This window comes from Arhodomonas sp. KWT2 (assembly GCF_041949875.1).
Taxonomy (GTDB): Bacteria; Pseudomonadota; Gammaproteobacteria; order Nitrococcales; family Nitrococcaceae; genus Arhodomonas; species Arhodomonas aquaeolei.
This window is the reverse complement of sequence record NZ_JBHFPQ010000049.1, coordinates 15,806-37,578: the sequence shown is the minus strand read 5'-3', so window position 1 is coordinate 37,578 and position 21,773 is coordinate 15,806. Positions and strand designations below refer to the sequence as shown.

The following is a 21,773-nucleotide window of genomic DNA, read 5'->3' as shown; positions in this document are numbered from 1 at the left end:
AACACTGCCGACACAAGGCGCACGACTATAACACGCCAGCGCCGGCGGCGGAGGCATGGCGATTCACAGCATCGCCATGCCCTGCGGCACCGTGGCTCAATACTCCACGCGGACGGCGCCCTCGCCCGTCAGCCCGCCGAGACGGCGGAGCAGCTCGTCGGTGGGCCGCACGCGCCACTGCTCGCCGAGCCGGATCGCGGCCCGGGCATCGTTGCCGTGGTAGTCCACCACAACCGGGCATTTTCCGTCGCGATAGGCGCTCAGGGTGTCGCGCAGGGCCGGCACGAAGCCATTGCCGGCACCGGCGGCGTCGACACCGAGCACCAGCCGGCGGGCGAAGCGCTCGCGGGCCTCGCCGATGTCCATGACCGTCTCCGCGGAAACACGGTAACCGTCACTGAACTCGTCGTAGCCGAGATCGCCCTGCACCACCAGCAGCGCATCCTTGACCAGCAGGTGGCGGAAGCGCTCGTAGGTCTCCGGGAAGAGCACCGCCTCCAGCCGCGCGGTGCGGTCGTCCAGGGTGAGTGCGGCCAGGCGCCCGCCGGACTGCGTCACGCGCACGCGCATGCCCACCAGCAGCCCGGCCACGGTGACGCGGTTCTCCCCGGAGCGGCGCCGGCCGCCGCCGTTGCCATTGCCGGTAGCGGTGGCGGTGACGCCGTTGCCGGTGGCCAGCTGGTTGAGCCGGCCGGTGACGAAGGAGCGGATGTCCGGCTCGTACTGCTCGATGGGGTGGCCGGTGAGGTAGAGCCCCAGGATCTCCTTCTCCGCGGCGAGGCGCTCCTGCTCCTCCCATTCGGGCTGCGGCGGGCGCGGGACGGCCACCGCGGCCTCGCTGTCACCGCCGGAGCCGCCGAGGCCGAAGAGGTCGTCCTGGCCGGTGGCGGCATTGCGGCTGGTCTGCTCCGCGGCCTGCAGCGCCTCGGGGAGATAGTGCATGGCCGTCGCCCGGTTCTCGCAGATGCTGTCCAGGCTGCCGGAGCGGATCAGCGCCTCGATCACGCGCTTGTTCAGCCGCCGCAGGTCGACGCGGGCGCACAGGTCGAAGAGGTCCTCGAAGGGGCCGTTGGCCTCGCGCTCGGCGATCAGGCCCTCGATGGCGGCGTGGCCGACGCCCTTCACCGCGCCCAGGCCGTAGACGATGGTGCGGTCGTCGCGGGCACGGAACATCCAGTCCGAGCGGTTGACGTCCGGCGGCTCCACGGACAGGCCCATGGAGCGGCACTCCTCGATGAAGGTCACCACCTTGTCGGTGTTATCCATGTCCGAGGACAGCACCGCCGCCATGAACGGCGCCGGCTCGTGGGCCTTGAGCCACGCGGTCTGGTAGGAGAGCAGCGCGTACGCGGCGGAGTGGGACTTGTTGAAGCCGTAGCCAGCGAACTTCTCCATCAGGTCGAAGATCGCCTCGGCGTGGTCGTGGGACAGGCCGCGCTCGGTCGCCCCCGCCATGAACAGCTCGCGCTGCTTGGCCATCTCGGAGGCCTTCTTCTTGCCCATGGCGCGGCGCAGCAGGTCGGCACCGCCGAGACTGTAGCCGGCGAGCACCTGGGCGATACGCTGGACCTGCTCCTGGTAGAGGATGACACCGTAGGTGGGCTTGAGGATCGGCTCCAGGTCGTCGTGGTGGAGCTCGGCGGTGGGATACGCCACCGGCGTGCGCCCGTGCTTGCGGTCGATGAAGTCCTCGACCATGCCGGACTGCAGCGGGCCGGGGCGGAACAGGGCCACCAGCGCGACGATGTCCTCGAAACTGTCCGGCTGCAGCCGCCGGATGAGGTCCTTCATGCCCCGGGACTCGAGCTGGAAGACCGCCGTGGTCTTGCACGCCTTGAGCAGGTCAAAGCTGTCACGGTCGTTCAGCGGGATGGCGGAGATGTCCAGCGCCGCCTCGCCGCGCTCGGCGCGGATGGCGTTCACCGCCTTCACCGTCCAGTCGATGATGGTGAGCGTGCGCAGGCCAAGGAAGTCGAACTTCACCAGGCCCACGGCCTCGACGTCGTCCTTGTCGTACTGGGTGGCGAGACCGCCGCCACCGGGCTCGCAGTACAGCGGCGCGAAGTCGGTGAGCGCGGAGGGCGCAATCACCACGCCGCCGGCGTGCTTGCCGACGTTGCGCGACATGCCCTCGAGCTTGCGCGCCATGTCGATGAGGGTCTGGACCTCCTCGTCGTCGTTGTAGAGGTTCCGGAGGTCCTCCTCCTGCTCCAGCGCCTTGTCGAGGGTCATGCCCAGCTCGAAGGGCACGAGCTTGGCGATACGGTCCACGTAGCCGTAGGGATGGCCGAGCACGCGACCGACGTCGCGCACGACCGCGCGCGCGGCCATAGTGCCGTGGGTGGCGATCTGCGAGACCTTGTCGCGGCCGTACTTCTCGGCGACGTACTCGATCACCGCATCGCGCTTCTCCATGCAGAAGTCGACGTCGAAGTCGGGCATGGACACGCGCTCGGGGTTGAGGAAGCGCTCGAAGAGCAGGTCGTAGCGCAGCGGGTCGAGGTCGGTGATGTCCAGTGCGTAGGCCACCAGGGAGCCGGCACCGGAGCCACGCCCCGGCCCCACCGGGATGTCGTTCTCCTTCGCCCAACGGATGAAGTCGGCGACGATGAGGAAGTAGCCGGGGAAACCCATCTGCTCGATCACGCCGAGCTCGTGCCTCAGCCGCGACTCGTAGCGCTCCCGGGTCGCCGCCGGGTCCGGGTCGTCCGCGGTGATGATCCGCTCCAGGCGCCGCTCGAGCCCCTGCCGCGCCTCGGCGGCGAGGTACTCGTCGATGCTCATGCCCTCGGGCACCGGGAACTCCGGCAGGACGTTCTGATCGAGAGTCAGCGTCAGGTTGCAGCGCCGGGCGATCTCGACGGTGTTCTCGATGGCCTCGGGGATGTCGGCGAACTGTTCGGCCATCTCCTCCGGCGTGCGCAGGTACTGCTCCGGGCTGTAGTGCCGCGGCCGGCGCTTGTCGTCGAGGGTCCGGCCGTCGTGGATACACACCCGGGCCTCGTGGGCCTCGAAGTCCCCCACCTCCAGGAAGCGCACGTCGTTGGTCGCCACCACCGGCGTACCGGTCTCCGCGGCGAGGGCCACCGCGGCGTGGACGTGATCCTCGTCACCGGGGCGGCCGGTGCGCTGGAGCTCCAGGTAGTAACGCCCGGGGAAGTGCTCCTGCCAGAAGGCCAGCCGCTCACGTGCCTCGTCGTCATGGCCGGCGAGCAGCGAACGTCCGACGTCGCCCTCGCGGCCGCCGGAGAGCACGATCAGGCCCTCCGGCCAGCGCGCCAGCCAGTCGCGCTCCACCAGCGGGATGCCGCTGTCCTGGCCGTGGAGATAGCTCTCGGTGAGCAGCCGTGTGAGCGAACCGTAGCCGGCGTCCGTGGCGCACAGCAGCGTCGCCCGGGCATGTCCCTCCGGCGACGCCGGATCAGCGATGCGGATGTCCGCGCCGATGATCGGCTTCACCCCGGCCGCCAGCGCCGCCTGGTAGAACTTCACCATGCCGAAGAGATTGCCCTGGTCGGTGATGGCCACCGCGGGCATACCGGCGTTCGCACAGGCCTCCATCAGCGGCTTGATGCGGACCACGCCGTCGATGAGCGAGAACTCGGTGTGCAGGTGCAGGTGTACGAAGCGCGCAGTCATCGGTCGGTCGACCTCGTTGGGGCATGTCGTGCGGGGCGCAGGGCCCCCTCAGAGTGTACTGCCGGTGGTGTCCCGGACCAATCGTTCCGCCGCCTCGCGGACCGGGCGGAACGAGTGGCGGTGCAGCGGACAGGGCCCGAGCCGGGCCAGCGCGGCGAGATGCTCGCGGGTGCCGTAGCCCTTATGCCGGGCAAAGCCGTAGCCGGGATGGGCCTCCTCCAGCGCCACCATCTCCGCATCCCGCGCCTGCTTGGCGAGGATGGAGGCCGCAGCGATGGCGGGGACGCCGGCGTCGCCACCGACGACCGGCTCCGCCGGGCAGTCCAGCGGCGGGCACTCGCGGCCGTCCACCAGGGCGAAATCCGCCGGCGGGCTCAGCGCCGCCAGGGCGCGACGCATGGCGAGGAAGGTCGCCTCGCGGATGTTGAGCGTGTCGATCTCGCCGACCTCGGCACGGCCCAGCCCCCAGGCCAGGGCCTCGCCGCGGATGCGCTCGGCCAGCACCTCCCGCCGCCGGGCGGACAGGGTCTTGGAGTCGGCCACGCCGTCGATCCCCGCCGGCGGCAGGATCACCGCGGCGGCCACCACCGGTCCGGCGAGGGGGCCGCGGCCGACCTCGTCGACGCCGGCGGGCCGGGCGGCGGTCCGGGCAAACTCGAAACCCGCCTGTGCACTCATGTCAGCGTCGCCTCCACGGCATCCGCCGCGCGCTCGTCGGCGCCACGGCACAGCGTCTCGTGGAAGGCGCGGAAACGCTCGCCGAGCGCCGCGGCGGCGGCCGGGTCGTCCAGCCAGCCGGTCACCGCGGCGGCCAGGGCCCCGGGCGTCGCTGCCTCCTGGATGTACTCCGGCACCACGGCCTCCCCGGCGAGCAGGTTGGGCAGCGAGAAATGCCGCGTACTCACCAGTCCGAGGCGGCGCACCAGCCAGGCCGTCGCCGGGGCGACCCGGTAGGCGACGACCATCGGGCGCTTGAGCAGCATGGCCTCCAGGGTCGCCGTGCCGGAGGCGGTGAGCACCACATCCGCCGCCCCCATGACGGTCGCCGCGTCGCCCTCGACGAGACGCACGGCGTCAGCGACACCGACCTTGTCCAGTACCTCCCGGAAACGGGCCGCGAGTGCCGGGGTCGCCATGGGCGCGAGCACGGTGAGTCCCGGGCGCGCCCGACGCAGCCGTTCCACCGCCTGTGCGAACAGCGTGCCCAGGCGTTCGAGCTCCCCCATCCGGCTGCCCGGCAGCACCGCGAGCACGGTGGCGTCGGCGTCCACGCCGAGGGCCGCACGGTAGCCCGCAGTATCGGTCTCCATCGGGAAGCGGTCCGCCGCCGGATGGCCGACGAAGCTCACCGGCACCTCGTGCGCCCGGTAGAACTCGGCCTCGAAGGGCAGCAGCGTAAGCATGCGGTCCACCGACCGGGCGATGCCGCGCACGCGCCCCTGCCGCCACGCCCACACCGAGGGACTGACGTAGTGCACGGTGCGCACCCCGCGCTGTCGCAGCCGGCGAGCGAGCCCGAGATTGAAGTCCGGGGAATCGATGCCGATGAACACGTCCGGCGGATCGGCACTCAGGCGCCGGACGAGGTCCCGGCGCACCGCAAGCAGCCGCGGCAGGTGACGCAGCACCTCGACCAGCCCCATCACGGAGAGCGTCTCCAGCGGATAGAGGCTCTCCAGCCCCTCCGCCGCCATCGCCGGGCCGCCGATGCCCTCGAACCGGACCCCGGGGTGACGGCGTGCGAGCGCACGCATCAGCCCGGCTCCGAGCAGGTCCCCCGAGAGCTCGCCCGCCACCAACGCCACGCGCTGCATGGCGGGCACTAGCGGATGATGCCGCGGCGGCTGTCGCGCACGAACCCGGCCAGGGTCGCGACCGCCGGCTCGGAAGCCCCCTCCAGGGCGGCAACGGCATCCTCGGCGCGCAGGCCCTTGCGGTAGAGCGTCCGGTAGGCGGCCTTGAGCGCGCGCACGGCGTCCCGGGAGAAGGCGTGGCGGCGCAGACCCTCCACGTTCAGGCCCCGGGGCGTGGCCCGCTGGCCGGCGGCCATGACGAACGGCGGCACGTCCCGGTCGACATGGGCACCAAAGGCGAGGAAGCCGTGGGTGCCGAGCCGGCAGAACTGGTGCACCAGCGCATAGCCGCCGAGTATGACGAAGTCCCCGACCTCGACGTGGCCGGCGAGCGAGGCGTTGTTGGCGAAAATGGTATGGCTGCCGATGAGGCAGTCGTGGGCGATGTGGCAGTACGCCATGATCCAGTTGTCGTCGCCCACGCGGGTGACACCGCCGCCCTCCCCGGTGCCGCGGTTGATGGTGACGAACTCGCGGATCGTATTGCCGTGGCCGATCTCGAGGGTCGAGTGCTCGCCCGAGAACTTCTTGTCCTGGGGCTCCTCGCCGACGGAGGCGAACTGGAAGATGCGGTTGTCCCGGCCGATGCGCGTCGGCCCATGGATCACCACGTGGGGGCCGACCCAGGTCCCGGCATCGATGCTGACCTCCGCACCGACGATGCTGTACGCCCCGACCGTCACGCCCTCGGCGATACGCGCCGAGGGATCGATCACCGCCGTGGGATGGATATCGCTCACACTTCCCTCATCGTGCAGCGGATCTCGGCGCTGGCGGCGACCGCACCGTCCACCCGGGCCTCCACGGCGAACATCCAGATCCCGCGCATGTTGCGGTTGAACCGCGCCTCCAGCGTCAGGCAGTCACCGGGCTCCACCGGGCGCTTGAACTTCGCCTTGTCGATGCCGACGAGATAGAAGAGCTTGGAGTCGTCGGGCGTGACCTGCTGGGTGCGGAATGCCAGCAGCCCGCAGGCCTGGGCCAGGGCCTCCAGGATGAGCACTCCGGGCATCACCGCGCGCTGCGGGAAGTGGCCCTGGAAGAAGGGCTCGTTGACGGTGACGTTCTTGATCGCCTCGATCGACTCGCCGGGCACGCACTCGCGCACCCGGTCGACGAGCAGGAACGGATATCGGTGCGGGAGGTAGTTCTTGATCTCGTGGCAGTCCATCCCCGCCGCAGTGTCGCTGTGTGTCATGAGTCCTTCCGTTCGTCCGGTTCCGACGCCGCCAGGCGCCGCTCTAGCTCGCGCAGGCGCCGTGCCATGGCGTCGAGCTGGTTGAAACGCGCTGCATTGCGGCGCCACTCCCGTGCCGTAGCCATGGGCGTGCCCGACGCGTAGACGTCCGCGTTGCGTATGTCGTGGGTGACGCGGGCCATGCCCATCACCACGGTGCCGTCGGCGATGTGGAGGTGCCCGTTGATGCCGGCCCCCCCAGCCACCGTCACCCCACGGCCAATGTGGGTGCTGCCCGCCACCGCGGAGCAGCCGGCCATCACGGAATGCGCCCCCACGTGGCAGTTGTGCGCCACCTGCACGAGGTTGTCGATCTTCACGCCCTCGGCGATGACGGTGTCATCCAGCGCGCCGCGATCGACGGTGGAGTTGGCGCCGATCTCGACGTCGTCGCCGAGGATCACCCGCCCCAACTGGGGCACCTTTTCCCAGCGCTCGCCGTCGCGGGCGAAGCCGAAGCCATCGGCGCCGATCACCGCGCCGCCGTGCACGATCACGCGATCACCGAGGCGGCAGTCAGGGTAGATCACCGCCGCCGACATGATCCGGCAGTCCGCGCCGAGCACACTGGCCGCGCCGACCACGGCGTTCGCCGCGATCACGCAACGCGGCCCGATCACGGCGCCCGCCTCCACCACCGCACCGGCGGCGACATGGGCGCTGGCGTCCACCTGTGCCTCCGGCGCCACGCAGGCCTGCGGATGGATGCCCGCCGGCCGTTCGCGCTCGGGGTGCAGCAGCCGCGCCGCCCGCGCGAACATCAGGTGCGGATTGTCGGCGATCAACGCAGCGGAAACCAGCCCCGCCGCATCCTCGCGCAGGATTACCGCCGAGGCGCGCGTATCCGCGAGCTCGTCACGGTGGCGGTCGCCGGTGAAGAAGCCGATCGCCCCCGGTCCGGCATTCCCCAGCGACGCCACCCGGTCGATGCGTATGTCGCCGTCGCCCCGCAGGCCGCAGCCGGTCGCCTCGGCCAGCTCGCGGAGCGTCATTGAGCTGCTCGCGTTCACGAAAGTCCCTTTGCCCGGGCGGCGTCATCCGCCCTGCTGGTTGCGCTCGAACTCCTTGCGGAGGCGCTCGATGATGCGGTCCGTGATATCCACCGCGTCGCTGGCGTAGATCACACCGTCACTGACGACCAGGTCGTAGTCCTGACGCTTGGCGTAGTCGCTCACCGTCTGGAGGATGCGCCGCTGGAGCTCGCCGAGCTCCTCGTTGCGACGCATGTTGAAGTCCTCGCGGAACGCCTCCTGGGTGCGCTGGATATCACGGCGCAACGAGACGATCTGTCGCTGCAGCGACTGGCGGTCCGACTCGCTCATCGAGGCGTTGTCCTGCAGGCGCTGCTCCAGCGAACGGAGCTTCTCCTGCATCGACACGATCTCCTGGTCGCGGGGCGCAAACTCCTTCTCGAGCTTGCGCCGGGCCGCATCCGCCTGCGGGGCGTTGTTGGAGACCTTGGCCGGATTGACGAACCCGATCTTGATCTCCGCCGCCCCCGCCGGCAGCGCGAACGCCAGCCCGGCGGCAAGCGCCGTGACCAGTACCGCGCCCGTCACACGGCGGTGCCGCATGGCCGGCGCCGGCCTAGAAGAACGTGCCCAGAGAGAACTGGAAGAACTGCTTATCATCATTGGACTCTTCATTAAGCGGCCGCGCCACGCTCATCGTCAGCGGTCCCAGCGGCGAATACCAGATCATGCCGAGACCCGCCGAATAGCGCAGGTTCCCGAGGTCCACATTCTCGTCATAGGTGTAATACACCTGACCCGCGTCCACGAACGTGGTGAACCGGAAGCTGCTGTCCTCGCTGCCGGGCGGCGGGAAACGCAGCTCCGCGGTACCCAGCACCCGGGCGTTGCCGCCGATGGGATCGTCGTTCTCGTCCCGCGGGCCCAGCGAGTTGCCGTCGAAGCCGCGGACGGTGGATATGCCACCGGCGAAATAGTTCTCGAAGAACGGGAGCCGGCTGTTCGTACCGTAGCCATCGCCGTACGCCACCGAGCCCTCCAGGGCCAGGGTGAGCCAGTCGGCAAGGGCCTGGTAACGACGATGGCTGTAGCTGGCCTTGTAGTACTCGAGCTCGCTGCCGGGGATCGCCGCGGTCAGGCTCGCGGTCTGCTGACTGCCCTCGGAGGGGAAGACTGCGCGATTGCGCGTGTCGTGGGTCCACGAAAGCGCCACCCGGTAGGTGGTGTTCTGCTTGCCGTAGTCATTGACGAAGGACTGCTGGATATCCGTGGGCTCGTCGTTGAGGGTCAGATCCAGGTTCTCGACCTCCAGGTCCGCGCCGATGGTGTCGTTGCTCGACACCGGCAGGTTATACCCGTAGGTGCCGGTGATGCTCTTGACACCGTAATCGGAGAGGTCCGCCTCGCTGGCGTCGGTATCGCGATAGGCGAGGCTGACATTCCGGTCGATGCCGGAGGTCGTGTAGAAACGGTCGAGGTACGACAGGCGATAGACGGTGTTGGAGCTGTCGTTATTGGCATTGAACGCCAGCCGGTCGCCGGAACCGAAGACGTTGTCCTGCTGAACGCCGAAGTTCAGCAGCAGCCCCTGGGACGTGCCGTAGCCGATACCGGCCTTGATGCTGCCGGACAGGCGCTCCTTGACGGACACGTCGACATCCACCTGGTCGCGACTGCCGGACACCCGCGGCGTCTCGATCGAGACGTCGTCGAAGAAACCGAGGCGGTTGAGACGGTTGCGGGACTCGGAGACGTCCTCGGTGGACAGCCAGGCGCCCTCGTACTGACGCAGCTCACGGCGGATGACGTTGTCCCGGGTGGTCTCGTTGCCGCTGATGTTGATCTGGCGGACGTATACCCGCTCGGCCGGATCAACATAGATGGTGACATCCACCGTGCCCTCGTCCTCGTTGACCTCCGGCACCGGGTTGATGTTCGCGAAGGCGTAGCCGCGCTCACCGAGCTTGTCCCGCAGCGCCTCCGCGGTGGAGACGACCTGGGAACGGGAATAGAGCGCCCCGGGCTTGAGCTCGACAAGCTTGCGCAGCGTCTCCTCCGGGTAGATCAGGTCACCGGCGAGTTTCACCTCGCCGACGCGGAACTGCTCGCCCTCGTCGAGGTTGACCGTGACGTGGATGCGCCGCCGGTCCGGGCTGATGGAGACCTGGGTCGAGGTAATGGTGAAGTTCACGAATCCGCGATCCTGGTAGTAGGAGCGCAGACGCTCGAGGTCGCCGGCGAGACGCTGACGCGAGTACCGGTCGGCGTCCGAGAAGAAGCGGTACCACGGCACCGGCCCCATCTCGAAGGTATCGCGCAGGGTGTCGTCGTCGAAGGCGGAATTGCCGACGAACTGGATCTCCTGGACCGCCGCGGGTTCCCCCTCCTTCACGTCCAGGCGGACGCTAACGCGGTTGCGCGGCAGTGGCGAGACGGTGCTCTCGACCTCGACGTCGTAATAGCCGAGGGAGAAGTACTGCTGGCGCAGCTCGCGCTGCACCTGGGTGAGCAGCGACCGGTCCAGGGTCTTGCCCTTGGCCAGCCCGGCGCCCTCCAGGGCCTTGAGCAGGTCGTCGTCGCCCATCTCATTGTTGCCGTGGAGCTCGATACGCGCGATGGCGGGGCGTTCCGCGACGTCGACGACGAGGACGTTGCCGTCACGGCGCAGCGTCACGTCCTGGAAGAAGCCGGTGTCGTAGAGCGAGCGGATGGCCGAGGCGGCCTGCGAGCCGGTCACCCGGTCCCCCACCTGGACGGGCAGGTAATTGAACACGGTACCCGCCGAGATGCGACGCAATCCCTCGACGCGAATGTCGTCCACCTGGAACGGCTCCATGGCGGCCGCCTGCCCCATCACCGCGGCAAGCGCCAGTGCAAGTAGCGATTTACGCATTCGCTCGTCGATTCCCTATCAGCTCGGCCCGAACAATCGGGCAATGTCGTTGTAGAAGGCCACCGCCATCAGCAGCCCGAGCAGCGCGAGCCCCACCTGCTGCCCGACGGCCTGGGCGGCCTCCGACAGCGGCCGCCCCCGCACCCATTCGAGCGCATTGAACATCAGGTGCCCCCCGTCGAGCACCGGCACCGGCAGCAGGTTCAGCACCCCCAGGCTGATGCTCACGATGGCGAGAAACCGCAGAAACGGTACCACACCCAGCTGAGCGGATTGCCCCGCATACTGAGCGATATTGATGGGCCCGCTCAAGTTCTTCACCGAGGCCTCCCCGGTGATCATCTGCCCGAGCATCTTCACGGTGAGCGCGCTCGCACGCCACGTCTCCCCCGCCGCGACACCCACGGCGGCCAGCGGGCCGTACTGGATCGTCTGCTGCATGCGCTCGAGCGAGCTGCGGTCGAAACGCGGCGATACCCCGAGGCGGCCGATCGGGCCCTGGGCGGAGTCGACCTGGGCCAGCGTCACCGCCACCTCCCGGGGTTCGCCGTCGCGCTCGACCGACAGCGTCACGGACTCGCCGGGCCGGGCGCGGACATAATCGACCAGCCTTGCCCAGTCCGGCATGGGCGTGCCGTCGACCGCCTCGATGCGGTCGCCCGGCTGCAGCCCGGCACCCGCGGCGGGACCATCCGGCATGACCGAGTCGATCACGGGCTCGATACGCGGGCGCCAGGGCTGCATGCCCAGCGCGGCGAGGATATCCGGATTCTCCCCCACCGGACCGATCGCCGCGACGTCCAGGCTGTGACTCCGGCGCGGGCCGTCCTCGCCGGCCACCGTGGTCACCGCCAGGTCCGGGTTGCCGGGCCCCAGGGAGAGGATCTGCATGAGCACGTCGTCCCAGGTGCGGGTATCCTCGCCGCCCACGGCGACGATGCGCTCGCCGGACTGCAGGCCCGCCGCGGCGGCGGGCGTGTCCGGCTCGACCTGGCCGATCACCGGCTTCATCGCCGTAGTGCCGGTCACGAAGATCGCCCAGTAGGCGAGCACGGCGAAGATGAAGTTGAACCCCGGCCCGGCGAAGAGGATGGCGTTGCGCACCCACAGCGGCTGGCGATTGAACGCCCGGTGACGCTCCTGCTCGGGAACGTCGCCCTCGCGCTCGTCGAGCATCTTGACGTAGCCGCCCAGCGGTATCGCCGAGATCGCGTACTCCGTGCCGTCATGGCCCTGGCGGCGCCAGACGATGCGGCCGAAGCCCACAGAGAAGCGCAGCACCTTGACCCCGAGGCGCCGCGCCACCCAGAAGTGACCGAACTCGTGAACCGTGACCAGCAGGCCCAGGGCCACGGCGAAGGCAATGATACTGGTGAGCACGCTCATCGGCGCCCTCCACGGTCGATAGTCGCCTCGGCGGCGCGGCGCGCACGCGCGTCCGCCGCCATTACCTGTTCGAGCGAGGTCACCGGCTCCGCCGGCACCGCGGCCAGGGTCGACTCGACCACGTCCGCGATCGCCATGAAGCCGAGCCGGCGGCCCAGAAACGCCGCCACGGCGACCTCGTTGGCCGCGTTGAGCACCGCCGGGGCCGAGCCGCCCTCGCGCAGCGCCGCCACGGCCAGGCCGAGGCAGGGAAAGCGCGCCGGCTCCGGCGGCTCGAACTCCAGCCGGGCGACGGCGAAGAGATCCAGCGGCGTCACCCCGGCGGCGATCCGCTCCGGCGCGGCCAGGGCGTGGGCGATGGGGGTACGCATGTCGGGATTGCCGAGCTGTGCCAGCACGGAGCCGTCGACGTACTCCACCAGGGAGTGCACCACGCTCTGTGGGTGAATGACCACTTCCACCGCCGACGGTTCCAGACCGAAGAGCAGACAGGCCTCGATGTACTCCAGGCCCTTGTTCATCATGGTTGCGGAATCCACCGAGATCTTGCGCCCCATATCCCAGTTGGGATGGGCGCAGGCCTCCTCCGGCGTCACCCGCGACAGGCTCGCCGGGTCCCGGGTGCGGAACGGCCCCCCGGAGGCGGTCAGCAGCACCCGCCGGACCCCGCTGCCGGCCGCGCCGTCGTGGCCATACGACGGCGGCAGGCACTGATAGATGGCGTTGTGCTCACTGTCCACCGGCAGCAGCTCTGCACCACCCCGGCGCGCCGCCTCCAGCAGCAGCGGACCGGCCACCACCAGGGACTCCTTGTTGGCAAGCAGCACCCGGCAGCCCCGCTCGACGGCCGCCACGGTGGGCGCGAGCCCCGCGGCACCGACGATCGCCGAGACCACCGTATCCGCCGGGCCATCCCGGACCGCGGCCACCAGCCCGGCCTCGCCGGCGAGCACGGCCGGCGCACCGGGGCCGTCGCCCAAGGCCCGGGACAGGGCCCGGGCCGCCTGCGGATCGGCCATGACCGCGACCTCGGGACAATGATGCCGGCACAGCGCCGCCATCGCCTCGACATTACGCGAGGCAGTGAGCGTATGTACGTGGAAACGCTCCGGATGACGGTCAACGACATCGAGCACGCTGGTACCGATGGATCCGGTCGCACCGAGAACGGTCACCTCACGCATGCGCGCCTCCGGCGAGCACGAAGGCCGCCACCGCCACCACCGGTGCCGCCGCGAGCAGCGCATCGATCCGGTCGAGCAGTCCCCCGTGACCGGGCAGCATCTGGCCGCTGTCTTTCAGGCCGCGCTGGCGCTTGAGCATGCTCTCGAAGAGATCGCCGACAATGCTCAGGGCGATCGTCACCACCCCCGCCACGGGCAGCCAGGGCGAGAACGGCAGCCGGCCCTCGCCGGGGATCCAGTCACCCAGCAGCGCAACGAGCGCCGCGGCGGCCAGGCCCAGCACCAGCCCCCCGCCCACGCCGGCCCAGGTCTTCCCCGGGCTGATCGTCGGGGCGAGCCGCCGGCGCCCCCACCGGCGCCCGGCGAAATAGCCGCCGATATCGCCGCCCCAGACCAGCACCAGCAACACCGTGAGCCAGACCGGGGCCGCCGTGGTCTGGATCTCGACCACCATGATCGCGCCACACGCCGCGGCCAGGGTCGCCACGCCGGCAATCGCGTCGAGCCCGTCGTGCGGCGGCAGCCGTCCGCCACTGCGCGCGAACGCGGTGAGCCGGGCGACGGGCAGGGCCCACCAGGCAAGGGTGATACCGGCGAGCACGCCGCCCCGGGTAATCACTGCCGAGGCCCACCACGCGAGTCCGCAGGCGAGCGCACAGGCGAGGGTGTATAGCGCCCGGCCACGGCACGTCGTCAGCCCGGCAAGCCGGGACCACTCCCAGCCGGCCGCCGTCATGACCGCGATCACCGCGACCCCGAGCACCCAGGACGGTGCCCCCCACACCAGCCAGACGGCCAGGGGGGCCAGGATCACGGCGGTGAGCACGCGCGTCCTAAGCACGGCCGTCAGATCCCAGCTGCTCGGCGGTCATGCCGAAACGCCGCTGACGGCCGCGGAACCATGCCAGCGCCTCGTCCAGGGCATCCGCGCCGAAATCCGGCCAGAGCACGTCGCAGAAGTAGAGTTCGGTATAGGCAAGCTGCCAGATGAGGAAGTTGCTGATACGCCGCTCGCCGCCGGTGCGGATGAACAGGTCCGGCTCAGGCAGGTCGGCGAGGCAGAGCTCGCCGGCCAGTGTCCGTTCGTCGACAGCGTCGGCGTCCAGGCTGCCCTCGGCCACACGGGCAGCGAGGCGGTGCGCGGCGCGGGCGATGTCCCAGCGCCCGCCGTAGCCGACAGCGACGTTGACGGTCAGCGCCTCGTTGCCGGCGGTACGCCGCGCCGCGTCCGCCATGCGTTCGCGAAGCGCCCCGGCAAGGCGCTCGTGATCGCCGATGAAGCGCAGGCGCACGCCATTCTCGGCAAGACGTCCCGTCTCGCGCTCCAGTGCGCGCAGGAACAGCTCCATGAGCATGCGCACTTCGCCCGGCGGGCGGCGCCAGTTCTCGCTACTGAAGGCGAACAGGGTCAGGCAGGGAATCCCCCGGTCAAGGCAGTATTCCACCGTTCGGCGTGCGGCCTCGGCACCGGCACGGTGGCCCTGGTGCCGCGGGCGCCCACGCCCGGCGGCCCAGCGCCCGTTGCCGTCCATGATGATGGCGATGTGCCGCGGTTTGACCCCGTCGTCGGGGCCCGGCTTGTGGGATTCGCGGTCTGCCGCTGTCATTATATCTCCACGGGTCGGGAAGACGGCCGGCGCCGCCGCAACGGCGGAAGGCGGCCAGCCGGAGGCCGCGGCCGCATCCTGTCGCCCGCGTCGGCGGGGACGCCCGAGCCGGGGATCAGATCTCCATGAGCTCCGCTTCCTTGTCGCGCAGCAGCTCGTCCACCTCCGCGATGCGCCGGTCGGTGATCTTCTGGATCTCGTCCTCGCCGTGCTTGCGGTCGTCGTCGGTGATCTCCTTGTCCTTGGCGAGGGACTTGAGATCGGCGTTCGCGTCGCGGCGGATGTTGCGGACCGCCACACGGGCCTGCTCGGCCTCGCCGCGGACGATCTTGATGAGATCCTTGCGCCGCTCCTCGGTCAGCGGCGGCAGCGGGATGCGGATGACCGCCCCGGCGGAGTTCGGCGTGAGCCCGAGGTCGGACTCCATGATCGCCTTCTCCACCGGCTGGATCATGTTCTTCTCGTAGGGCGTGACCACCAGCGTGCGCGCGTCGCTCGCGGTGATGTTGGCCACCTGGTTGAGCGGCACCTGCGCGCCGTAGTAGGAGACGGTCACGTGGTCGAGCAGACTGGTGTGGGCACGGCCGGTGCGGATCTTGTGGAAGTCGTGGTTGAGATTCTCCACGCTCTTGGCCATGCGCTGGTCGGCGTCTTTCCGGATCTCGTCGATCATGGTCCTATCCCCTTTCGACGATCGTGCCAATGTCGCGGCCCTCGACCGCGTCGGCGAGGGCGCCGGCACGCGTGATGTCGAACACCATGATGGGCATGCTCTGGTCACGGCACATCACGATGGCCGTGGCGTCCATGACGTTGAGCTTGCGCTCGATGACCTCATCGTAGGTGAGGCGGCGGTAGCGGATGGCGGAGGGCTCCTCCACCGGGTCGGCGGAGTAGACCCCGTCCACCTTGGTCGCCTTGAGCATGATGTCCGCGTTGATCTCCACCGCGCGGAGGCTCGCCGCCGAGTCGGTGGTGAAGAACGGGTTGCCAGTGCCGGCGGCGAAGATCACCACCCGGCCCTTCTCCAGGTGCCGGATCGCGCGCCGCCGGATGTAGTCCTCGCAGACCTGGTTGATCTTGATCGCGGACATCACCCGCGAGAACACCCCGCCGCGCTCCAGGGCGTCCTGGAGCGCGAGGGCGTTCATCACGGTGGCCAGCATCCCCATGTGGTCGCCGGTCACGCGGTCCATGCCGGCGGCCGCAAGGCCGGCGCCGCGGAAGATATTGCCCCCGCCGATGACCAGGGCGACCTGTACGCCCCGGGCGATGAGCTCCTTGATCTCGGTGGCCAGCCTCTCGGTGACCTTCGGGTCGATGCCGTAGGCCTCGTTGCCGAGAAGGCCTTCACCGCTGATCTTGACCAGTATGCGGCGGTATCGTAGCTCGCTCATGATCCGGGCTCCATGACGGGGGTGGGTCTTCGCGCGCGCCGGCGAGCAGCCCTCAGGAGCCCTTGACCTGGGCGGCGACCTCTTCCGCGAAGTTCTCCTGCTTCTTCTCCTTGCCCTCACCCACCTCGAAGCGGGTGAAGTGGGCCACGCGGGCCCCCCTGGACTCGAGCAGCTTGCCGACGGTCTGATCCGGATCCTTCACGAAGGGCTGGCCCACGAGGGTAATCTCCCCGAGCCACTTGCGCAGCCGGCCCTCGACCATCTTCTCGACGATCTCGGCAGGCTTGCCGGAATCCTTCGCCTGCTCGACGAGAATGTCGCGCTCCTTGGCGACCAGCGCCTCGTCGACCTCGTCCGGGGTCACGTGCACCGGATTGCTCGCCGCGATGTGCATGCACAGGTCGCGGGCGAGATCCTCGTCGCCGCCCTCGAGTTCGACCATCACCCCGATGCGGCTGCCGTGGAGGTAGCTCGCGAGCACACCGGAGGTCTCGTAGCGCGCGAAGCGGCGGACCTGGACGTTCTCGCCGATCTTGGCGATGAGCGCCTTCTGCGCCGTCTCGACGTCGTCACCGCTGGCGAGCTTGAGCGCCATCAGCGCGTCGAGGTCCTCGGGGGCGTCCTCGAGCACGCGCTGGGCGACCTCGTTGGCGAAGCCCTTGAAGTCGTCGCCGGCGGCGACGAAGTCGGTCTCGCAGTTGATCTCCACGATCGCACCGCGGCGGGCGTCGTCGCTCTGGGCGATGATGATCGCGCCCTCGGCGGCCACGCGGCCGGCCTTCTTGTCGGCCTTCGCGAGGCCGCGCTTGCGCATCACCTCGACGGCCGCCTCGATGTCGCCCTCGGCCTCGACCAGGGCCTTCTTGCACTCCATCATGCCCGCGCCCGTGCGCTCGCGCAGGTCCTTGACGAGTTGAGCGGAAATCGCCATGGGTAACTCCCCTGTTCGGTATTCGGTAGACAGGTAGCCCGCCCGTTACCGGGCGGGCCCGTGCAATGCTATTCGGCGCCCTGGGCCGGCTGCTCCTCGCCGGTCTCCGCAGCGGCCACGTTCTCGCGCACCTCGACGAACTCGTCATCGCCGCTCGCCGGCTGGGCGGTGGCCATGCGCGCATCGTTGATCGCGTCGGCGGCACCACGCAGGTACAGGCGGATGGCGCGGAAGGCGTCGTCGTTGCCGGGGATGACGTAGTCCACCTCGCGCGGGGAGTTATTGGTGTCCACCACGCCGACGACCGGGATCCCGAGCTTCTTCGCCTCCTTGATGGCGATGTTCTCGTAGCCGACGTCGATGACGAACAGCGCGTCCGGCAGCGCATCCATGTCCACGATGCCGCCGAAGGCACGCTCGAGCTTGTCGCGCTCGCGCGTCAGCGACAGGACCTCGCGCTTGCCGAGCTTCTCGAAGGTGCCGTCCTTCTCCTGCTGCTGGAGGTCCTTGAAGCGGCGGATGGAGCGCTTGACGGTGCGGAAGTTGGTGAGCATGCCGCCGAGCCAGCGGTGGTTCACGAACGGCATGTTGCAGCGCTGCGCCTCCTCGCGGACGGCCTCGCGCGCCGAGCGCTTGGTGCCCACGAACAGGATGCGCCCGCCGTTGGCCGCCAGGCGGCCCATGTAGTTCAGCGCGTCCTGGTAGAGCGGCAGCGTCTTCTCGAGGTTGACGATGTGGATCTTGTTGCGCTCACCGAAGATGTAGCGGGACATCTTCGGATCCCAGTAGCGGGTCTGGTGCCCGAAGTGCACACCGGCCTCGAGCATCTCGCGCATAGTCACGTTAGCCATTGTCTTTCAGCTCCTGATTACGGGTTGAGCCTCCATGCACCCTCACGCGGCAATCCAGTCCCCAACGGGCACAGGACACCCGGCCGCATGTGCCGGTGCATGTGTGGTATTGATGTCCGCCGCACGCTGGCGGCGTGAAAGCTCCCGGGCAGGCCGTACCCGGCAGGGGCCGGCGTTGCCTTGGGAGCGCGCGATTTATACCATAGCGAGGATCGAGTGTCATGCTACGGACGCTCGCGCGGCCCGCCACGACGGGCCGCCGGCGCCACCGCGAGGGCCCGTCCGGGCCGTCACGTCGCCATGCGCAGACAACCCGCCCACGCCACCAGGGTTCCGAATGACCGTAACCATCAAGACAGCCGAAGAGATCGAGAAGATGCGCGTCGCCGGCCGGCTGGCCGCGGAGGTGCTCGACGTCGTCACCCCCCACGTGCAACCGGGAGTGACCACGGAAGAGCTCGACCGCATCTGTCACGAACACATCGTCAACGAGCAGGACGCCATCCCGGCACCGCTGAACTACCGCGGTTTCCCCAAGTCCGTGTGCACGTCCGTTAACCACGTCATCTGCCACGGCATCCCGGGACCGAAGAAGCTCAAGCGCGGTGACATCCTCAACATTGACGTCACCGTCATCAAGGACGGCTACCACGGCGACACCAGCCGCATGTTCTACGTCGGCGAGCCCACCATTCAGGGGCGGCGCATCAGCGAGCTCGCCTGGCGCTGCATGTGGACCGGCATCGAACAGGTTCGCCCGGGCGCGCGCCTGGGGGACATCGGCCATGCCATCCAGACCCTGGCCGAGGGCGAGGGCTGCTCGATCGTGCGCGAGTTCTGCGGTCACGGCATCGGCCGCGGCTTCCACGAGGACCCGCAGGTGCTGCATTACGGCCGCCCCGGCACGGGCATGGAGCTCGCCGAGGGGATGACGTTCACCATCGAGCCGATGGTCAACATCGGCCGCCGCGACAGCCGCATCCTCAAGGACGGCTGGACGGCGGTGACCAAGGACCACAGCCTGTCCGCCCAGTGGGAGCACACGCTTCTGGTCACCCCGGACGGCTACGAGATCCTCACGCACAGCGACGCCTACCGGGACTGATCCATGATCACCCCCGAGGCCGTGCGCAACGACCGCCAGCTCCTCGACATCGAGGCGCTGGACACCGCCCTGATCCGCGGAAGCGCCCCCGTGCCCCTGCTGCGCCAGGCGCTGGAGGAGGCGGATCTGACCATGGAGGCGCGCTTCCTGGAGGGTACGCCGGCCGCCGAGCTCGTACCCCTGCGCGCGCAGGTGGTGGACTGCCTGGTCAGCCGGGTATGGGATCGCACCATGGGCACGCTCGGCAGCGAGGCCGCGCTGGTCGCCGTGGGCGGCTACGGGCGCGGCGAGCTCCATCCCGGCTCGGACACCGACCTGCTCGTGCTCCTGCCGGAGACGGGCGACACCGCCCGCTTCGACGGCACCATTCAGGACCTGGTGACCATGCTCTGGGACATCGGCCTGGAGGTGGGACACAGCGTGCGCACCGTCGCCGAGTGCGAGGCCAACGCCGCCGCGGACATCACCGTCGCCACCAACCTGATCGAGTCGCGCCTGCTCTCGGGCAACCGTGGGCTCTACGAGGACATGGAGGAGGCCACCGGACCGGCCCACATCTGGCCGAGCCGGCTGTTCTTCGAGGCCAAGTGGCAGGAGCAGGTCAACCGGCACCAGAAGTACCACGACACGGCCTACAACCTCGAGCCGAACATCAAGGAAAGCCCCGGCGGGCTGCGGGACATCCACATGGTGGGCTGGGTGGCGAAGCGTCACCTCAACGCCGATACCCTCTACGACCTGGTGCGCAAGGACTTCCTCACCGAGGAGGAGTACGCCGACCTGATGCAGGGCCAGCACTTCCTCTGGGACGTGCGCTTCGCCCTGCACGTGCTCGCCGGCCGGCGCGAGGACCGCATCCTGTTCGACTACCAGCTCCGGCTCGCCGAGCAGTTCGGCTACAAGGATGCCGAGCACACGCTGGCGGTCGAGCAGTTCATGCAACGCTACTACCGCACCATCATGCGGCTGAACCGCCTCAACGAGATGCTCCTCCAGCTCTACCAGGAGGCGATCCTCTACGCCGACGTGGACGAGCCGCCGCGGCTGCTGAACAAGCGCTTCCAGATCAAGCGCGGTTTCATCGAGGTCACCCACCCGAGCGTATTCCGCCGCTATCCGTTCGCGCTGCTGGAGGTCTTCCTGCTGCTGCAGCAGAACCCGGAGATCAAGGGCGTGCGCGCGGCCACCATCCGGCTGATCCGCGAGCACCGCGACCGCATCGACGACCGCTTCCGCAACGACCTGCGAGCACGCAGCCTGTTCATGGAGATCATGCGCCAGCCCCGGGGCATCACCCACGAGCTGCGGCGCATGCACAGCTACGGCGTGCTCGGCCGCTACATCCCGGCGTTCGGGCGCATCACCGGACGCATGCAGTACGACCTCTTCCACGTCTATACCGTGGACACCCATATCCTCATGGTCGTGCGCAATCTCCGGCGCCTGTTCGTGCCCGAGTTCGCCCACGAGTTCCCGTTCTGCAGCCGACTCGCCGGACGGCTCGCCAAGCCCGAGCTGCTCTACCTCGCCGGACTGTTCCACGACATCGCCAAGGGCCGCGGCGGCGATCACTCCGAGCTCGGCGAGCGGGACGCCTACGAGTTCTGCATCCACCACGGCCTGTCGCGCTACGACAGCCGGCTGGTGGGCTGGATCGTGCGCCAGCACCTGCTGATGTCCATGACCGCCCAGCGCAAGGACATCTCCGATCCGCAGGTGATCAACGAGTTCGCCCGGCAGGTGGGCGACCAGCGCCGCCTGGACTACCTCTACCTGCTCACCGTGGCCGACATCCGCGGCACCGATCCCAAGCTGTGGAACTCCTGGCGCGAAGCGCTGCTGCGCGAGCTCTACGAGCTCACCAAGCGCGCCATCCGCCGGGGCCTCGGCAACCCCATCGACGGCGACGAGCTCGTGCGCGAGACCCAGCAGCAGGCCCGCCGGCGGCTGCGCGAACAGGGCCTGCACCACATGACCGTGCGCTCGATCTGGCGGCACTTCACGCCGGACTACTTCCTGCGCTACAGCGCCGAGGAGATCGCCTGGCACACCGCGGCCATCCATGCCCACCGCGGCGAGGACGCCCCGCTGGTCCTCATCGACCCGGAGAGCCCCCGCGGCGGCACGGAGGTGTTCGTCTACACCCGCGACCGCGACAACATCTTCGCGCTCACGGTCTCGGCGCTGGACCAGCTGCGGCTCAACATCCAGGATGCGCGCATCATCACCACGGAGAACGGCTACACCCTGGACAGCTACCTGGTGCTGGAGGACGACGGCAGCCCCATCAGCGGCCACGACCGCGGCGCGGAGATCGCCGGCCACGTCGCCGACAGCCTGGCCACCCCGGACCGGCTGCCGGAGCCCTCGGCACGGACGCTGCCGCGACGGCTGCGCCACTTCAGCACCGAGAGCCAGGTCAACTTCTCCGAGGAGCCGCACAACGAGCGCACGGCGATGGAGCTGATCACCGGCGACCAGCCCGGCCTGCTCGCCCAGGTGGGCTACACCTTCGCCCGCTGCGGCATCCGGGTGCAGAACGCCAAGATCAGCACCATCGGCGAGCGTGCCGAGGACGTATTCTTCATCGCCGGGCCGGACAACGCCCCGCTCACCGCCGCGGAGCAGCAGGAGCTGCGCGCCGCGCTGCTGGAGATCGTCGACGACGACGCCGATATCATGGCCCGCGCGGACGGCGTCTAGGCGTCCAGCGGTTTCC

At 69.3% G+C, this 21,773-nt stretch carries 18 protein-coding genes; 2 read left to right on the top strand and 16 right to left on the bottom strand.

The genetic code is table 11. From position 1 onward, the window contains the following. Positions 1-96: 96 nt before the first annotated feature. The 16 genes from dnaE to rpsB form a co-directional block, all read right to left on the bottom strand. Positions 97-3,639 carry a DNA polymerase III subunit alpha gene (gene dnaE, locus ACEZHJ_RS12510; RefSeq protein WP_163141459.1) on the bottom strand — a complete coding sequence of 1,181 codons (3,543 nt, stop codon included), beginning with the start codon at positions 3,637-3,639 and terminating at the stop codon, positions 97-99. A gap of 48 nt (positions 3,640-3,687) precedes the next feature. Then, a complete protein-coding gene (locus ACEZHJ_RS12505) occupies positions 3,688-4,317 on the bottom strand; it encodes a ribonuclease HII (protein ID WP_259202804.1) in 630 nt (209 codons plus the stop codon). Continuing rightward, positions 4,314-5,453 carry a lipid-A-disaccharide synthase gene (gene lpxB / locus ACEZHJ_RS12500; protein ID WP_375036566.1) on the bottom strand — a complete coding sequence of 380 codons (1,140 nt, stop codon included), beginning with the start codon at positions 5,451-5,453 and terminating at the stop codon, positions 4,314-4,316. Before lpxB ends, ACEZHJ_RS12505 begins: the two co-directional genes overlap by 4 nt. An 8-nt stretch (positions 5,454-5,461) precedes the next feature. Continuing rightward, the gene (gene lpxA, locus ACEZHJ_RS12495) at positions 5,462-6,232 is read right to left on the bottom strand and encodes an acyl-ACP--UDP-N-acetylglucosamine O-acyltransferase (protein WP_163141468.1); all 771 of its coding nucleotides are present in this window, start codon (positions 6,230-6,232) and stop codon (positions 5,462-5,464) included. Continuing rightward, on the bottom strand, positions 6,229-6,690 hold the full coding sequence (gene fabZ, locus ACEZHJ_RS12490; protein WP_018718337.1) for a 3-hydroxyacyl-ACP dehydratase FabZ: 462 nt from the start codon (positions 6,688-6,690) through the stop codon (positions 6,229-6,231). The genes lpxA and fabZ overlap by 4 nt, the downstream gene beginning before the upstream one ends. Next, entirely contained in the window at positions 6,687-7,721 is a 1,035-nt protein-coding gene (gene lpxD / locus ACEZHJ_RS12485; protein ID WP_018718336.1) for a UDP-3-O-(3-hydroxymyristoyl)glucosamine N-acyltransferase, read from the bottom strand. The genes fabZ and lpxD overlap by 4 nt, the downstream gene beginning before the upstream one ends. A gap of 42 nt (positions 7,722-7,763) precedes the next feature. Beyond that, entirely contained in the window at positions 7,764-8,303 is a 540-nt protein-coding gene (locus ACEZHJ_RS12480) for an OmpH family outer membrane protein (RefSeq protein ID WP_018718335.1), read from the bottom strand. Positions 8,304-8,316: 13 nt separating this feature from the next. Continuing rightward, a complete protein-coding gene (gene bamA / locus ACEZHJ_RS12475) occupies positions 8,317-10,593 on the bottom strand; it encodes an outer membrane protein assembly factor BamA (RefSeq protein ID WP_375036565.1) in 2,277 nt (758 codons plus the stop codon). 18 nt (positions 10,594-10,611) lie between these two features. Beyond that, the gene (gene rseP, locus ACEZHJ_RS12470; protein WP_163140787.1) at positions 10,612-11,979 is read right to left on the bottom strand and encodes an RIP metalloprotease RseP; all 1,368 of its coding nucleotides are present in this window, start codon (positions 11,977-11,979) and stop codon (positions 10,612-10,614) included. Beyond that, positions 11,976-13,163: a 1-deoxy-D-xylulose-5-phosphate reductoisomerase gene (locus ACEZHJ_RS12465; protein ID WP_375036564.1), complete on the bottom strand. Its 1,188-nt coding sequence runs from the start codon at positions 13,161-13,163 to the stop codon at positions 11,976-11,978. Before ACEZHJ_RS12465 ends, rseP begins: the two co-directional genes overlap by 4 nt. After that, positions 13,156-14,004 carry a phosphatidate cytidylyltransferase gene (locus ACEZHJ_RS12460; protein WP_163140789.1) on the bottom strand — a complete coding sequence of 283 codons (849 nt, stop codon included), beginning with the start codon at positions 14,002-14,004 and terminating at the stop codon, positions 13,156-13,158. Before ACEZHJ_RS12460 ends, ACEZHJ_RS12465 begins: the two co-directional genes overlap by 8 nt. Next, positions 13,997-14,770, bottom strand: coding sequence for a polyprenyl diphosphate synthase (gene uppS, locus ACEZHJ_RS12455; protein WP_163140792.1), 774 nt, complete (start codon positions 14,768-14,770; stop codon positions 13,997-13,999). The genes ACEZHJ_RS12460 and uppS overlap by 8 nt, the downstream gene beginning before the upstream one ends. Positions 14,771-14,885: 115 nt before the next feature. Then, a complete protein-coding gene (frr, locus tag ACEZHJ_RS12450) occupies positions 14,886-15,443 on the bottom strand; it encodes a ribosome recycling factor (RefSeq protein ID WP_163140795.1) in 558 nt (185 codons plus the stop codon). A 4-nt stretch (positions 15,444-15,447) separates the two neighbouring features. Continuing rightward, positions 15,448-16,167 carry a UMP kinase gene (pyrH, locus tag ACEZHJ_RS12445; protein WP_163140797.1) on the bottom strand — a complete coding sequence of 240 codons (720 nt, stop codon included), beginning with the start codon at positions 16,165-16,167 and terminating at the stop codon, positions 15,448-15,450. Positions 16,168-16,219: 52 nt separating this feature from the next. Continuing rightward, entirely contained in the window at positions 16,220-17,098 is an 879-nt protein-coding gene (gene tsf / locus ACEZHJ_RS12440) for a translation elongation factor Ts (RefSeq protein ID WP_163140800.1), read from the bottom strand. Between the two features lie 68 nt (positions 17,099-17,166). Beyond that, positions 17,167-17,949, bottom strand: coding sequence for a 30S ribosomal protein S2 (rpsB, locus tag ACEZHJ_RS12435; protein WP_375036563.1), 783 nt, complete (start codon positions 17,947-17,949; stop codon positions 17,167-17,169). 337 nt (positions 17,950-18,286) lie between these two features. Here rpsB and map point away from each other — a divergent pair, with 337 nt between their 5' ends. Both map and glnD read left to right on the top strand, forming a co-directional pair. Beyond that, a complete protein-coding gene (gene map / locus ACEZHJ_RS12430; RefSeq protein WP_163140806.1) occupies positions 18,287-19,054 on the top strand; it encodes a type I methionyl aminopeptidase in 768 nt (255 codons plus the stop codon). Positions 19,055-19,057: 3 nt separating this feature from the next. Then, on the top strand, positions 19,058-21,757 hold the full coding sequence (glnD, locus tag ACEZHJ_RS12425; protein ID WP_375036562.1) for a [protein-PII] uridylyltransferase: 2,700 nt from the start codon (positions 19,058-19,060) through the stop codon (positions 21,755-21,757). Positions 21,758-21,773: the final 16 nt, after the last annotated feature.

Excerpts from the sequence above, each read along its gene's own strand:
- dnaE (WP_163141459.1), bottom strand. The coding sequence starts at position 3,639 with ATGACTGCGCGCTTCGTACACCTGCACCTGCACACCGAGTTCTCGCTC.
- ACEZHJ_RS12505 (WP_259202804.1), bottom strand. The coding sequence starts at position 4,317 with ATGAGTGCACAGGCGGGTTTCGAGTTTGCCCGGACCGCCGCCCGGCCC.
- lpxB (WP_375036566.1), bottom strand. The coding sequence starts at position 5,453 with ATGCAGCGCGTGGCGTTGGTGGCGGGCGAGCTCTCGGGGGACCTGCTC.
- fabZ (WP_018718337.1), bottom strand. The coding sequence starts at position 6,690 with ATGACACACAGCGACACTGCGGCGGGGATGGACTGCCACGAGATCAAG.
- lpxD (WP_018718336.1), bottom strand. The coding sequence starts at position 7,721 with ATGACGCTCCGCGAGCTGGCCGAGGCGACCGGCTGCGGCCTGCGGGGC.
- ACEZHJ_RS12480 (WP_018718335.1), bottom strand. The coding sequence starts at position 8,303 with ATGCGGCACCGCCGTGTGACGGGCGCGGTACTGGTCACGGCGCTTGCC.
- bamA (WP_375036565.1), bottom strand. The coding sequence starts at position 10,593 with ATGCGTAAATCGCTACTTGCACTGGCGCTTGCCGCGGTGATGGGGCAG.
- rseP (WP_163140787.1), bottom strand. The coding sequence starts at position 11,979 with ATGAGCGTGCTCACCAGTATCATTGCCTTCGCCGTGGCCCTGGGCCTG.
- ACEZHJ_RS12465 (WP_375036564.1), bottom strand. The coding sequence starts at position 13,163 with ATGCGTGAGGTGACCGTTCTCGGTGCGACCGGATCCATCGGTACCAGC.
- uppS (WP_163140792.1), bottom strand. The coding sequence starts at position 14,770 with ATGACAGCGGCAGACCGCGAATCCCACAAGCCGGGCCCCGACGACGGG.
- frr (WP_163140795.1), bottom strand. The coding sequence starts at position 15,443 with ATGATCGACGAGATCCGGAAAGACGCCGACCAGCGCATGGCCAAGAGC.
- pyrH (WP_163140797.1), bottom strand. The coding sequence starts at position 16,167 with ATGAGCGAGCTACGATACCGCCGCATACTGGTCAAGATCAGCGGTGAA.
- tsf (WP_163140800.1), bottom strand. The coding sequence starts at position 17,098 with ATGGCGATTTCCGCTCAACTCGTCAAGGACCTGCGCGAGCGCACGGGC.
- rpsB (WP_375036563.1), bottom strand. The coding sequence starts at position 17,949 with ATGGCTAACGTGACTATGCGCGAGATGCTCGAGGCCGGTGTGCACTTC.
- map (WP_163140806.1), top strand. The coding sequence starts at position 18,287 with ATGACCGTAACCATCAAGACAGCCGAAGAGATCGAGAAGATGCGCGTC.
- glnD (WP_375036562.1), top strand. The coding sequence starts at position 19,058 with ATGATCACCCCCGAGGCCGTGCGCAACGACCGCCAGCTCCTCGACATC.